Genomic DNA, 14,308 nt, shown 5'->3' with positions numbered 1-14,308 from the left:
AATATATTTCATTTCTTGTGAAATATTTCACTTGATGAATATATCATGACATAGAAATCATCAAAGTATGTGCAGAAGTTGTGCAGAAATGATGAAAGCATTAGTAACACGTAAAACTATGGTCCGAATTTATAAAACAGAATATTTAACATTTCAAAACAACGAATTCTCCGCTTCATATAAAAGAAGAGTGTCTATATCATTTCATATAGACACTCTTCTCATGTATAATCTTCCATTTATTACTGACCTATAAATGTAAAAATCTCATCAGCAGCTTCCTTATGACCACCAGATTTTCGGAAAGACTCCTTCAAATTCAATGCAGCTTCTTTATATGATGGATTATTTAATACAAATTCTACACTTTCACGTAGTTCTTCCACAGTTAATTCATTTATAGATAACTTAATCCCAGCTCCTAGATTCTCTACTTGCTTTGCGATTACTGGCTGATCTGCACTTTGCGGAATTACAATAAGTGGAATCCCGTTATTTAATCCTTCATGTGTACTGTTCATTCCGCCATGTGTAATAAACAACTTTGTATATGCAAGTAGTTTAGTTTGTGGTACATAGTTTTTTACAATGAAGTTTTTAGGAATGTTACCTAAATCACTTATTTTTGTTTTATTACCAATAGACATAACAATAGTATGATCACTATTCTCGAACGCCTTCATACAAAGTTTATAAAAATCAAGCGATTCATTAAAAACAGTGCCTAGTGAAATGTAAATCGGGCTTTTTTCTTCAATTGTAGTAAAATCAAACTCTTCATCTTTTACTTGTGCAGGGATGGACCTACAAATTTAAATGTTTCATTAAACATATCTCCAAAAGGTTGGAACTCTTTTATTGTATACACAATAGTAAGTGGCGCTGGATTACAGAAAACTTCATATGGTGAGTTTATTTCAACACTATATTTTTCCGCAATCCCCTTAGTTAATCTTTCAAAATCATTATGTATCCTATCCTGAACTTCCATTGGGATACTTTTAGACAAGTAATCCAACATTTGTTCAAATGATTTTTCATTCTGTGCAAAAGATGTACAAGAATTTATTGCTGGAAGATTTAGAATTTGAGCAATTAAACGGCCACAGCCAAACATTGAATCATGAATGATGTAATCAAACTGTTCCCCTTCAATTTGTTCAAGAACATTTGGTATAATAACATCTGCCGTATGTAAAAGACCATTTATTCTCTCTGGTAAATAATTTCGACCACCGGAAAGAAAAGCATTTATAAATTTTTGATCGTCAATTGTTCGTACAGTAGCACCCGTCTTCTCAATACGCTCTCTAAAAGATTCTATTGAAAAATAAACTACCTCTTCCCCGCGTGAGACTAATTCTTCTACAACTTGCAATGTAGGATTTATATGTCCTTCTGATCCAGTATTAATGAATAAAACACGTGCCACTTAAAACACTCCTTCATTAAAATCTTTTCTATGTTGTCATTAGTATTACAGGTATTTTGTCTTATTTTTCTAAATGGACCTAGCAAGCCTAAATCCAAGGTCATCTATATGAAATGTAGGATGGCTACGGCGACGACAAGTCGCACCGCAACCTCTAGCTGCTTCAGCCCAGCTACCGCCGCGGAAAATTCGGTATGATCCGTACACTTGTTCATCATATAAATCATAGCACCATTCCCAAACGTTTCCTAACATATCGTAAAGTCCCCATGCATTCGGTTCTTTTTTTCCGACCTCATGAATATGTCCACTAGAATTTTCATTGTACCAAGCAATCTCTTTCAGTTCTCCATATATGTATCCGGTAGTTCCTGCCTTACACGCATATTGCCACTCTGCTTCAAAAGGTAATCGGTACCCATTTGAATCTAAATTACAACTAACAATTTGACCACCATCATTAATAGAATAATACTCTTTTAATCCCGCTTTTTTTGAAAGTAAATTACAAAATATAATGGCATCATTCCATGAAATATTTACAACTGGTTTGTTACTATTTTCATTACCATTTAGTGCACGATTCATAATAGCATAATATAATTCCACTGTTACAACATACTTTGCAAGAAGAAACGGTTTAACTTGAACTTGCCATTGTTTTTTTATTCGATCATCTCTTAATTCTACTTTTCCTGCTGGAATTTTCACCATATTAGAATCAACCGGGCTAATGAATCTATTCAATCCTATCCCCCCATGTTACTTCTTTTTATAGTCTAATTATCTATGGTATCGTATTTCTCTAAAAATAGTCTTACTTCATTTGAAGATTTTAAAATAATAACCTCTTTTTCCTTACTCAATTGATTTAGCCTTTTTAAAATTGAGGGTCGTTTCGTTTTAGGATATTGCCATATCCATTTAAAAAATTGCAAATCAAACCTTTCTTCACATCCAGCACCCATATCCGGTCTTGTTTTATTCCGATATTGTACAACCCTTTTAAAAGCACGATAAACACATATTGTTCTATGAATATCAAGAAAGATAATTGTATCAGCAGCGTTAATTCTTATGTCCATTGTCCCGCCATAATTCCCATCAATAATCCACTCATCTTCTTTAACTAATTCATTTTGAACCTTTCTTTGCTCCTCTTTCGGTACACCTTCCCAATTCGGTTTCCAAAATAACGCATCAAGATGATGTACTTTAATATTTAATTTATTACCTAACTGCCTTGCTAATGTAGATTTTCCTGAACCACCAGAACCTATTAATATTATTTTTTTCATACATACCCCTTTTTAAATCTATTATTTCTTCTGTAATATAAACTCACAAAACATTCCAATCCCAACACCAATTGTATAAGCAACTAAATCACTCCACAAAAATCCGTAACCTAATACGAGGCCACCTAAAGTCGTTGCACGAATGCTATCTATCCATTCAGCATGATACAATTGGCTTACTTCAATCCCGTAGCAAAACAGTAAACTTATAAAAGCCAATTTCTTCGTTTCTATTTTAGGAAATAAAAAACCGAGCCCTGTAAAAATCATGAGTGCCCATAAAGCATCGCCTAAGTACGCGTTTAATAGATGAGGTAACGCAAAAGCTAACTTTCTTGAGCTAAGACCTAAAATAATTATAACTATAGTAAATAGCGCATATAATAATCTATTTCGTTTCTTATTCATCTCAAAATCTCCTAATATGTAATTAAAAACTGTAAATAGGTAGTAAAATATAATTATTTTACTACCTATTTTTTAATGGCTTTCATAATAAGAAAATGTGGATTTGTATTTAGATAATGATATGATGTTTCATTTACTTCTCTCATTTTTTCAACCGGCCTCGGTTCCACCATTTTATCTAACACAAAATAATTTGTTGTTTCATTAATTATGTCTTGGAGTGATCTTCTAAAAAAGCTAACTTCTATTGTAATATTTGGTTTAACCCAAGTATCTACTAATAATTGTTTTTCGAAATAATTTTCACTAGTAAACTTTGTAAAATCCATAAAAGGATGATGAATGGAGTATATAAATTCGCCACCTGGCTTCAATACTCGATGAAACTCCTGAAATACTTTATCCCAATTTTCTAAGTAATGAAGCGTTAACGAACTTACAATAACATCAAAAGTATTATCTTCAGATGGTAATACTTCTTGCAAATCATGACAAAGAAACGTTGCTTTATTACCCGTACTTTCCTTTGCAGCTTTTACCATTTCAGAACTTACGTCAATTGCAGTAACATTTGCTCCCCTTTCTACAAATTGAGTAGTATACCATCCAGCTGCACATCCAGCATCTAATATACTCTTCCCTTCTAAATTCTTTGGAATCATCTCCATCATCGCTGGTCTTTCATAATAACTGTTATATGGATTTGCCAAGTCTAGATTTTCTTTATATGTACTCGCTAATTTATCATATGTATCTTTGATCGTGTCTTTCATTACTTCCACCCCTTATACATATTAATCTAATAACTCTTGCTGCTTTTTCTTTGAAAATGATTGTAGAACTAAATCATATGACCAATCAATCATCTTATTAATTTGCTCTTGCTCTACATCTTTATGTATATACACTGTATTCCAATGTTTTTTATTCATATGATACCCGGGAATGATTGCTTCTGGATACTCTTCTCTTAATCTTAATGCAAGTTCTGGATCACATTTTAATGTAATCGCAGCTTTTTCTCCTTCTTCATGGTTTATTATCGCAAATATTTTATTATTAAGCCTCATACATGTTGCATTCCAACCATCAGGAGAATCTTCAGTCGCTTTTCTTTTTGATAAACAATATGTTCTTGTTGCATTCATTTTCCTTTGCACCTCTTATTCTTTCACTATTTGATTACGATGCATTACAATTTGTTTCGTCGCTTGAAATTGGTGTTCACCATAAAACTTTATTAACTTCTCTCCACAAAATAGACTAACAATATGAACATGAGATATTTCTTGAAGTAACATTGTAAGCATCTTCTCCCCAATCCCTTTATTTTCTTACAATCTCATGCACAACAACATCTTCTATGTACGCTCGAAAAACACCATCAGAAACAACTCTAGCAAATCCGATTAATTCATTTTCTTCCCATACTCCAATTGCTATACTATGCTTTAACATTTTTTGAATATCGATTTCTTTTCTTTCTGGCCACCAACCGACAGAGTCATAAAGTTTTTTTATTTTGCCTACGCAGATTGGTTGTTCATGTTGCAATTTATACGTGTACATTTTCTTTCTCCCATCAAATTACTCATTATATTTATTTTGTCTTACTTTACTTCTTTCAATATAAAACTATAGAATCCAACCTGTTACAAAAAAACTTCATAAAATAAATTTATAATATCAATTTTACAATTGCAATCGTTACTCTCATCCTTTTATATTACGTATATCAAATATACAGAATAAGAGAAAACTAATGAATATAATACCAAAAGCATTTCTCATATTATTTTTAACTATTAAAACTTGAATTTCTTGCAATAAATGGTAAAGTTAATTAGGTAAAAAATATACAAAGTGAGGCGATTTTTTGAAAAAGTTTAGTTTATTACTAACAGCATTTGTCATAATTTTATCATTATTCATCCCTAATTTTACAAGTGCTAAATCTTTCCCTGATGTCCAATCTAATCATTGGGCAATTAAAGAAATTAACTATTTATCGGATAAAGGTATCATTAAAGGTACGCCAGAAGGAACTTTTAAACCGAGTGATGATGTAACTCGTGGACAAATGGCCTTAATGCTAGATTTATCCTTAAAATTAGAAAAACCATCTAGCTATAATCATATTTTTTCCGATGTAGCCAAAGGTATCTATTACTATGATTCTGTACATAAGTTAGCACATAATAACATTGTACAACGTGAAACAAACTATTTCCCTGACCGCTCATTAACTCGTGCAGAAATGGCAGTAGTTTTAGTTAAAACTTTTAATTTGAAGCCTACAGGTGCAGACGTCAATTTCCCTGATGTTCCATCTAATCACTGGGGTTACAATTATGTCAAAATTTTAGCACAAAATAATATTACTACTGGATTGCCTGATGGTACATTTGGTCCAGGTGTAAAAGTAACTCGTGAGCAATTCGCTGCATTTTTGGCTCGTGTATTAGAACCAAATTTCCGTCCAGCTCTTCCTAAGCCTAAAGGTAACTTAGAGGTACATTATATTGATGTCGGACAAGGTGATGCTACTTTTATTAAATCTCCAAGTGGAGAAACGATCCTTATTGACGCTGGTAACAACGGCAAAGGTAAAGTAGTAGCAAATTATTTAAAAGGATTAGGATTCCAAACTATTGATTATATGATTGCCACTCATCCTGATGCTGATCATGTAGGCGGATTAGATGAAGTGCTTTATGCTATGAATGTAAAAAACGTTTACGCCCCTAAAGTAAGTCATACGACACAAACGTTCAAAGACTTCCTAACTGCAGTAGCTAACAAAGGATTAACAATTAAAGAAGCGAATTCTGGAGTAACTTTACCAATCAACGGTTTAAACTCACAATTTTTAGCTCCCGTGAAAGAATACGATAACGATCTAAATGAGTGGAGTGCGGTATTAAAAGTAACACACGGTAGCAAATCTTTCTTATTTACTGGTGATGCTGAATCTAAAAGTGAAAAAGATATGGTTCTAGCACATGGTTCTAACCTAAAATCTGACGTATTAAAACCTGGTCATCATGGAAGTAAGACATCTTCTTCTCAGCCATTTTTAGATGCAGTGAAACCAAGTATCGCTGTAATTAGTGCAGGTGCAGGTAACCGTTATGGCCATCCTACACAGGAAACTTTAGCAAAGTTACATTCAATGTCTGTTAATGTATATAGAACTGATTTAAATGGAACTGTAATTATAAATAGTGATGGTTCTAACATTTCTGTAAGAACGGAGAGATAATTATGAAAAGAGGTATTATTGACCGTTTTGAAGGCGAACTAGCAATTATTGAATTGAATAACGTAACAATTGATGTACCTAAATCCAAACTCCCTTCTACTGCAAAAGAAGGTGATATTCTTATAATCGAGGATGATACGTATACAATTGATAAAGACGAAACAGATAAAAGAAGACGTGAAATCCAAGATTTAATGAATAAGCTATTTGAATAGCAAAAAAAGAGCCATCCTGTTGGAGGGCTCTTTTTTGCTATTCAAATAGTAACTAGTAAATTTTTACTATTTAACTTCATACCACCAACCTTTTCGATCAAGCCAGCCTTTCATAGCATTTAATTGCGTATCACTAGTTGGTTCAGTAACAAAATACGTTAAACCATCCGATTGTAAAATGAAGGTAGCAGTCATTTTTAAAGAAGTTAACGCTCCCATAACATCTGGAGTTTCATCAGGTGAAAAGGCTCCAGATTGAATGATATTTTGTTTAGAAACTTGTCCTTGTATATTTTCTTGTTTCGGTACTGATTCAGTAAACCAGGAAAGTGGTTTATTACCTATTAATTGATTTAAATCACATTTGCCGATACCTGGTACATTACCTGTCTCCGTGTATTGCCAAATATCACAAGGATATGCTGGTTTATTGCCGCCATATCGAGGAATCCATACAAAATCACTTTTTACGTTCGCCATTCCGAAAGGCTCATATACATGATGCCCAACATATAAACCAACTTTTTTAGCACCTAGTCGGCGTAATTCATCGATAAAAGCTTGTGTACCTGCTCTCATGTCATCCATTGTTTTCACTTCTACGTCAGCAGCCCAAACTGTAGCACTCTTATCACCGCGATTCCAAAAATCTTGCGCTTCCTTCTTCGCATCAGCAATTGAAATAAAGCGACAGAATCCATAGTTACCAAATGGAATATTTCTAGTTCTCATTGCTTGGACATAATTTTTATATAAAGGATCTACATAATTTGATCCATCTTGTACCCTAGCAATTACGAAATCTAGTTGTGGAGCGGCTACATCCCAGTTAATGTTACCGTTCCATTTTGAAATATCTACAATGTAACCCATTGCTTAACACCTCCTTTATTAGTATTATATTCAGAGCTCGTCTTATTGCTCTTCCTCTCCTAAAAATTCAATAGTATTTGCTAGTACATATAGTAAATACGACAAGTGTCTTCTACAAAGACAGTAACTCATTTCCATTAAAAAAGAAAATCATAGCTATACGAATCGTACTATTTGTCCCCATAATTACATCAGCTTGAGTAGTTGCTATAAATTAAAAATAGCATCACCTTGTTTGGTGATGCTTTTAAAATCAACTTTTCTTCTAGAGCACGAATACTATTACTATAGCCGCTTCTCTAAAAAGTGTTGGCTATGTCCTTTAGGATGATCTTCAACAACACCATATTCTCGGTAGCCGTGCTTTTTATAAAAATCTGGCGCTTGAAAACTAAATGAATCTAATAATATTAATCTACACCCTTTTTCCTTCGCGATGTCTTCGATTTTATGTAACAGTTGACTGCCATAACCATCATGACGAACTGTTTCATCAACCCATAAAAAATCTATATGAAGATGATAAAAATACATCGTTCCTGTTACCCCACCAAATATTTTTCCATCCTCATCTTTTACTACAAAACTTACTTGCTCCATCGGCTGTTTTGCTTCATCCCTTAAAGTCGACATGTTATATTGAATTACTTTATTTTTTATGTACTCTCCTTCAGTACGAGTACCATACTCTATGTGTTTCATATATTTCTCCATTTCAACTTAGTAAGCTATCTTTAATTTTTACTTTTTCTCTTTAAAATAGTAATAAACACGAATCCACCATAAGTAACAAAGCATGAAAAACCAATTATCCCTGGCACTGAAACATAGCCTATTCTTATATAACTTATAATTGCAAAACTAGCGATAGACAATAAAATAGATGGCCAAAATATAAGAGCTGTTTTGCTTCCTCTCTGTTTCGATGTACTTTCTTTCTCTTTAGAAATACGTGTGCCAAAAAGCAATACTATACAACTGAGGATTGCTGCAAAGTAAATCGTATCTAATGACAGATTATGATCATAAATCGCAATTCCAACTTCCAAAGCGATAATCGTTAAAATTAATATGATGATTGTTGAAGTTTTTAAGTTTCGTTTCAATTTTCATACCTCTTTTTATATTGTTTTATCACATTCTTAAATTTCGATATAGAATATTAAAAACCTTTTTTGTTACATGATATTTATGCATACAATAAAAAAGATAGCATGAAATTTCCCCATGCTACCTTTCTAAAATACATAATTCGCATAACGCAAACATTTACTCTTCCGTAGGCTTTTTAGGACCATTAAGCTCCAATTGATAAAAAGCTAAATCTAACCACCTATTAAACTTATAACCAGCCTTCTTAATTGTCCCCGCATGAACAAATCCATAGTTTTCATGTAAGGCAATGCTTTTCTCATTTTCTGCATCAATTCCAGCAATTAAGGTCATATATTCCCTTTCTTTTGCAACTGTGATCAATGCTTGCATTAATGAAGTTCCTATCCCATTTTTTCTATATTCCTTATGAACGTACACAGAATGCTCAATTGAATATTTATAGGCAGGCCAAGCTCTAAACGGGCCAAATGTCGCAAATCCTACTATTTTATTATCTAATTCACATACTAAAATCGGATAGCCGTTAGTCTTTTTTTGTTCATACCAATCTATTCTATTTTCAAGGGTTACAGGTTTATACGTATAGACAGCTGTTGTATTCAATATAGCATCATTATAAATATCTAAAATGTATGTGACATCTTGTTTCCTTGCTTCCCTTATCATCACTTTCTTCCTTTCCTCTAATTTCACTCCTATATACGAATACGAGCTTTTCGGAAACCATCAAATATATTTAGCGCAGCAGACAAAATGTAAATGATAATACCTCCACCAATTAACCACTTTTTAACTTCCTCTGGAGAAGTAGTAAACACATTTGCCACATACGCAATAAATCCTTCATTAAATAAATGCGGATTTACTACAATTACAATGAATACTATTGTTCCAACTATTTGAAGAATAGCATTCCCGATTGCCAGCTTTTTCGTCCATTGTCCTTGTACTAACTTATAAAGAGATATACCTATTTCAAACACAATCACAATTACAACGATTGGCCAATACTGAAGTAACACATCTTGATTAAAAGTTGCCGCGACAAACTTCAATCCGCTTTCTGTACCATGATATACACCTACAAGATGGTTCGCATAAAAATAAAGTGTTGCCCATATTGCCGTCCACATTAACCCGCCAAATACTTCGAACTTTGAGATCGACTTTTTCTTTGGAACATACGAAGTATTTTTCAAATCATCAGGCGTCCACTTTTTTAAACTTGTCGTCAACGGTTGAGTACCTTTGTCTTTATCTGTTCTTTCTAAAATTGCAAATACAAGTGTCAACCAGAAAAATACATGGAGGCCTACTTCGATAATTTCCCCAATTCCTTTACCTATCAGATTTAAAATAACATTTAATACCGCTTGCTCACCATCATATCCTACAAAATTTTCTGCAACCATTGCAATGAGTGCGATAACAGCTGCAATCGGTATGATCATTTTTAATAATGTCGTATATACATCAAAATAACGTGGTCCAATTAAATACATCGGCCTATCTAAGTACCCATTTGCCAATGAAACTGGACTCCCCAATTTTTCAAGAACTCTTTTTTCATCATCTTCATTATAATCATCCGGTAACATATCCTCGATTGTTGACCGTAGTTCAAGAATAATATCTTCACGATTTTTTTCAGGTAATCTCTTCGCTACTTCCTCGACGTAAATATCAATCAAATTCATTCTTGTCCTCCTCCTTTAATAATTTATAAAGTTCTTTCGAATCCTTTATCCATTCCTTTTTCAACTGCAAAAATATCTCTAATCCGTATTCACTTAAAATATAATACTTACGCGGTCTACTCTCCGTTTTATCCCAACTACTCGTCACTAGCTCCTGCTTTTCTAATCGGCGAAGTAGTGGATATAACGTACTTTGATCGATTGTAATCCCTGATTGCTCCAATAATTGGACAAGTGAATACCCATACTGCGGTGTTCTTAACTGGCTTAAAACCGCTAATGTTAATGTACCTCTTCTTAGTTCAGTAATTAACGAATTTAATAAAGCATCCATTCACTCACCTCATTTTCATTACTATATGTCATACAGTATGTGTTTTATACTATGTATCGTACAGTATTAATGTGATAAAAACAATACGTATTTACAAAAAATAGAAAATAAAAAAAGCACAAACTATATATTTTGTGCTTTTCTGGCTAATTTAAATGCTTATAACAATTTTAATTTTGTACCTCTTGTAATATAAACTCTCCTTTTTCTTTAATAAATGGGGTAACATTTACAACTGATTCAATATGAATTACTCCGTATACATGCGGATATTCTTGACCGTTAAAAGCAAGTTCATATTTTATTTCTGCTTTTATTAATGATGGATCAATTGTAAGTAATAAAACATCTTCTTCATGACTAAAATATTTTTCAGCAACTTCTAAAGCTTGTTTTAAAAATGAACAATGAATAAATCCTTCTTCTTTTAGTGAAGTTTCATTAATTTCTCCATTTATCTTTGCGATTTCCCAATTTCTTTTTGTTATTACTTTTGTGATCATTGTTATTTTCTCTCCATGTCTTTATATAGAAAAACAAGAGGTTCTTCTTTTTGTTACTAGAAACGCCTCTTGTTTTTCATATTTATTTTATTCCTTTAATTAAAGGCGATGCTTCCCCGCTATGGAAAATCCATAAATCATGAAGTGACCTTGTACATCCGACATATAGTAACTTCGCATCATGTTTCATATTTTTATAATGTTCTTCATCAACATCGATTAATAGAACCGCATCAAATTCTAGCCCTTTTGCCAAGTATACAGGTACTACTGAAATATCACCTTCATATTTACTTTGATCTGCTTCAATGATGTTTACGGCCAATCCTGCTTTTGTTAATTTCTCATATATATCGCGGCATTCATCTTCTGTTCTTCCTATTACCGCAATTGTTTTCACATCTTCGTTTTGTAGATATTTTAACGTCTTCATAATCTCATTAAATTGATTTTCTGCATGGATTACCTTAACATTTTCACCACTGCGAAAAACTGGTGTTGCGAGCCCAACTGGAATCTCTGCGTTTTTAATTATTTCGTTCGCAAATTCTATAATTTCTTTTGTAGAACGATAACTTCTCGTCAGTTCATAATAACCTGTTTCTTGGAATACTTCCTTAAAAGCACCCCAATCTTCAATCCCTTGATAATCATAAATTGCTTGAGATAAATCACCTAATATAGTGAAAGAATTACCTAGTGTAATTTCTTTTAATACATACACTTGGAATGGTGAGAAATCTTGCGCTTCATCAATAACGACGTGATGGAATTTCTGTCCGATTTCAATACCTGTTATGCGGTGATGTAAGTAAATTAAAGCTGGTAAATCTTCTACATACACTTCTTTTTTACGACAACTCTTTTCAGTTTCTTTCACAAGTTCTTCAGGCAATACTTCGAGTATTTCTTTACTTTTCAATATTGAACTATAAAGTGAAAGTGGGCTCATTTTCGGCCAAAACTTCATATATGTGTTCAATCTCTTTGTCGCTTCTTTTTTTAATAATTTCTTCTCGTTTGTTTCTCCATACTTTTTCAGTTCAATTTCAATCCAGCGCTTCATTCGGCCGACTAATCTTTCTCTTCTTTTCTTTAATGGATAATGTTTATATTCAACTTGCATCCATTTTTTTATGTCTTCTACTGGAATAATAGCTTTGTCCCATGCCTCAAAATCACTTGTTGGTATTAATTCTTTTTCAAATTGAACCATTCTCTCTTCAATAAAGGACTTAAATTCCAGCGTGCCTTTCAATTTACCGAGCATAACCTTTTCTTCATCACGATTAATAGAAAAGGCTTCTTTCAACTTTTCTTCTGTTTGCTTTAGTTTCACAGAATCATCTAACGTACGTAATGCCCAATCTGGAAATGTTGTTTGACTAATATTCCCTACACCTAATTCAGGAAGCACACTCGAAATATAGTCTAAAAACAGACTATTCGGAGCGAATACAATCATTCTCTCAGCTTCTAATTGTTCACGATATTCATAAATTAAAAAAGCAAGGCGATGTAAAGCGATCGTTGTTTTTCCGCTTCCTGCAACCCCTTGAATTAATAATGGTAAGTTTCTTTCCGCACGAATAATATCGTTTTGCTCCGATTGTATTGTCGAAACAATATCCTTTAGTTTATTATCTTTATTCTCACCTAATCGATATAGAAGAAAATCATCGGCATGTGAGACATCTTCATTTCCTTTTACATATGTATCAACAACACGTTCTAGTTCTCTTTTTCGAATAGAGATGTTTCGCTTTAAATACACATCACCTTCTACTAATCCGTCTGGCGATTGATAAAATGCTAATTCATCTCCACCGGTAAATGAATAAAACATACTTGCAACAGGTGCCCGCCAATCTATTACAATTGGTTTCATTGTGTCTTTATGTGAAACACCTACTTTACCGATGTAGATCGGCATAACATCTTCCTTGCCATCCTCTTGAAAATCTAATCTTCCAAAGTACGGTTCTTGTACACCGATACGTAAATTTTGCCTATTAGATTCTCTCATACTTTCTAGAATTTGTTCTTTAAAATCATCTCCATAATAAACCGGAATGTTTTCGAGCTGTTCTAATTGATCATCCATCGTACGTAATGTATCTTTCATCCTTTGTAACTCTTCTTCAAAAATGTTGTTCATTTGATGATTCCCTCCTGTCCGTTCTAATTTTTCAGTCGAAATACAATTGTATTAAAAATCCATTTATAAAGTCAATAGTTTTAGTAAGAATTTTCTAAAATAAAGAAGAGTAGAGATTAATCTCTACTCTTCTTTATTTTAATTCGGTACGCCAAACATTCATTTAAAGTTGCTAATTCTTTATATTTTCGTTTTTCAAAATCATATGCTCCGCCTGGGAAGAACCCTACAATACTTAATCCAGCTTCAGCACATAGATTGCTAATCTCATCTACCGTATAACAACGTAAAGACTGTGTAACTATATCATTTGGATTATTAGGATGCCACCAATGATCTAACATTCTTTCATTTATACTATCATATTCGTATTTTCGCATAGCTGCACTTAAGGTCATTTCTTGTCCACTTACCTTTTTCCAATAAAGTGGTTGATAAATATCAATAAGTGCACATCCGTCATCCTTCATCCAGTTTTTAATCCGTTTTAATAGAATCAATTGCTCATCATCTGATCCTACACCAAATCCGTCTAAATAACTAACAACATCAAACTTTTCTTCAAAATTAATTTTATAAAAATCAGCGCAATGAATATCTATATCATTAGTAGAATGTTCTTTTGCAAACATAACTAACTCTGGTACAAGCTCAACAGTAGTCATTTTTACTTGTAACTTAGACATCGCCCTTGCAAATCCACCATTTCCTGCTCCTAGTTCTAACATTGACTGAAATGGATGTCCAATTTGTTCTTGAACTTCTTTCGCAACCTGTTCTAACCAGCTTTCTGTATTAATATCGTAATTGGATAGTTCGAATTGTTTTTCGTAAAATTCTCTCACATCTAATTCATTCATTATTATTCTCCTCCTGCAATAGATTTTTCTTCTACAGGTGAGAAACTAAATTTCTGACACCCATGAAAAAAGGTTATTATTCTCTATATTTACAATTTTATCAAAATAATAAGAATTTTTAAAGTAACAATATAAAAAGCAGATAATGAATG

General features: G+C 32.9%; 16 protein-coding genes and 2 pseudogenes. 2 read left to right on the top strand and 16 right to left on the bottom strand.

From position 1 onward, the window contains the following. Positions 1-242: 242 nt before the first annotated feature. The 7 genes and pseudogenes from JDS99_RS00805 to JDS99_RS00775 all read right to left on the bottom strand — a co-directional run bounded on the left by JDS99_RS00805 (position 243) and on the right by JDS99_RS00775 (position 4,707). Positions 243-1,432 (bottom strand): annotated as a pseudogene (locus tag JDS99_RS00805) (macrolide family glycosyltransferase). Positions 1,433-1,501: 69 nt separating this feature from the next. Then, positions 1,502-2,146: a formylglycine-generating enzyme family protein gene (locus JDS99_RS00800; RefSeq protein WP_098090270.1), complete on the bottom strand. Its 645-nt coding sequence runs from the start codon at positions 2,144-2,146 to the stop codon at positions 1,502-1,504. A 65-nt stretch (positions 2,147-2,211) separates the two neighbouring features. Continuing rightward, positions 2,212-2,730: a DNA topology modulation protein gene (locus tag JDS99_RS00795; protein ID WP_199694217.1), complete on the bottom strand. Its 519-nt coding sequence runs from the start codon at positions 2,728-2,730 to the stop codon at positions 2,212-2,214. 21 nt (positions 2,731-2,751) lie between these two features. Then, positions 2,752-3,138: a ribosomal maturation YjgA family protein gene (locus tag JDS99_RS00790; protein ID WP_098856930.1), complete on the bottom strand. Its 387-nt coding sequence runs from the start codon at positions 3,136-3,138 to the stop codon at positions 2,752-2,754. A 65-nt stretch (positions 3,139-3,203) separates the two neighbouring features. Continuing rightward, positions 3,204-3,911 (bottom strand): class I SAM-dependent methyltransferase, encoded by a 708-nt coding sequence (locus JDS99_RS00785; protein WP_137015553.1) that lies wholly within the window; start codon positions 3,909-3,911, stop codon positions 3,204-3,206. A gap of 21 nt (positions 3,912-3,932) precedes the next feature. After that, a complete protein-coding gene (locus tag JDS99_RS00780; RefSeq protein WP_088063687.1) occupies positions 3,933-4,286 on the bottom strand; it encodes an MmcQ/YjbR family DNA-binding protein in 354 nt (117 codons plus the stop codon). A gap of 15 nt (positions 4,287-4,301) precedes the next feature. Continuing rightward, positions 4,302-4,707: pseudogene (locus tag JDS99_RS00775) on the bottom strand (GNAT family N-acetyltransferase). 307 nt (positions 4,708-5,014) lie between these two features. On the opposite strand from JDS99_RS00775, the gene JDS99_RS00770 reads away from it, so the two are divergent. Next, complete coding sequence (locus JDS99_RS00770; protein WP_097890112.1) at positions 5,015-6,400, top strand: S-layer homology domain-containing protein; 1,386 nt, start codon at positions 5,015-5,017, stop codon at positions 6,398-6,400. Between the two features lie 2 nt (positions 6,401-6,402). Then, positions 6,403-6,615: a DUF3006 domain-containing protein gene (locus tag JDS99_RS00765; protein ID WP_087983863.1), complete on the top strand. Its 213-nt coding sequence runs from the start codon at positions 6,403-6,405 to the stop codon at positions 6,613-6,615. 66 nt (positions 6,616-6,681) lie between these two features. Here the strand turns inward: JDS99_RS00765 and JDS99_RS00760 are convergent, their stop codons facing one another. The 9 genes from JDS99_RS00760 to JDS99_RS00720 all read right to left on the bottom strand — a co-directional run bounded on the left by JDS99_RS00760 (position 6,682) and on the right by JDS99_RS00720 (position 14,156). After that, complete coding sequence (locus tag JDS99_RS00760) at positions 6,682-7,488, bottom strand: GH25 family lysozyme (protein WP_199694215.1); 807 nt, start codon at positions 7,486-7,488, stop codon at positions 6,682-6,684. Between the two features lie 285 nt (positions 7,489-7,773). Beyond that, positions 7,774-8,190: a GNAT family N-acetyltransferase gene (locus tag JDS99_RS00755; protein ID WP_199694214.1), complete on the bottom strand. Its 417-nt coding sequence runs from the start codon at positions 8,188-8,190 to the stop codon at positions 7,774-7,776. Positions 8,191-8,222: 32 nt separating this feature from the next. Then, entirely contained in the window at positions 8,223-8,594 is a 372-nt protein-coding gene (locus JDS99_RS00750; RefSeq protein ID WP_199694213.1) for a hypothetical protein, read from the bottom strand. Positions 8,595-8,757: 163 nt separating this feature from the next. Continuing rightward, positions 8,758-9,270: a GNAT family N-acetyltransferase gene (locus tag JDS99_RS00745; protein WP_199694212.1), complete on the bottom strand. Its 513-nt coding sequence runs from the start codon at positions 9,268-9,270 to the stop codon at positions 8,758-8,760. 29 nt (positions 9,271-9,299) lie between these two features. After that, the gene (locus JDS99_RS00740) at positions 9,300-10,301 is read right to left on the bottom strand and encodes an HAAS signaling domain-containing protein (protein ID WP_088063694.1); all 1,002 of its coding nucleotides are present in this window, start codon (positions 10,299-10,301) and stop codon (positions 9,300-9,302) included. Beyond that, positions 10,288-10,635: a PadR family transcriptional regulator gene (locus JDS99_RS00735; RefSeq protein ID WP_048547374.1), complete on the bottom strand. Its 348-nt coding sequence runs from the start codon at positions 10,633-10,635 to the stop codon at positions 10,288-10,290. Before JDS99_RS00735 ends, JDS99_RS00740 begins: the two co-directional genes overlap by 14 nt. Positions 10,636-10,805: 170 nt before the next feature. Next, positions 10,806-11,138, bottom strand: a complete 333-nt coding sequence (locus JDS99_RS00730) for a DUF952 domain-containing protein (protein ID WP_048547376.1) — start codon at positions 11,136-11,138, stop codon at positions 10,806-10,808. A gap of 82 nt (positions 11,139-11,220) precedes the next feature. Further along, the gene (locus JDS99_RS00725; RefSeq protein ID WP_199694211.1) at positions 11,221-13,296 is read right to left on the bottom strand and encodes a HelD family protein; all 2,076 of its coding nucleotides are present in this window, start codon (positions 13,294-13,296) and stop codon (positions 11,221-11,223) included. Positions 13,297-13,412: 116 nt separating this feature from the next. After that, a complete protein-coding gene (locus JDS99_RS00720; RefSeq protein ID WP_098856922.1) occupies positions 13,413-14,156 on the bottom strand; it encodes a class I SAM-dependent methyltransferase in 744 nt (247 codons plus the stop codon). Positions 14,157-14,308 lie beyond the last annotated feature (152 nt).

It is taken from the genome of Bacillus cereus group sp. N6, assembly GCF_016483705.1.
Taxonomy (GTDB): domain Bacteria; phylum Bacillota; class Bacilli; order Bacillales; family Bacillaceae_G; genus Bacillus_A; species Bacillus_A wiedmannii.
The sequence above is the reverse complement of the archived record's forward strand: the minus strand, read 5'-3'. Positions and strand labels throughout refer to the sequence as shown.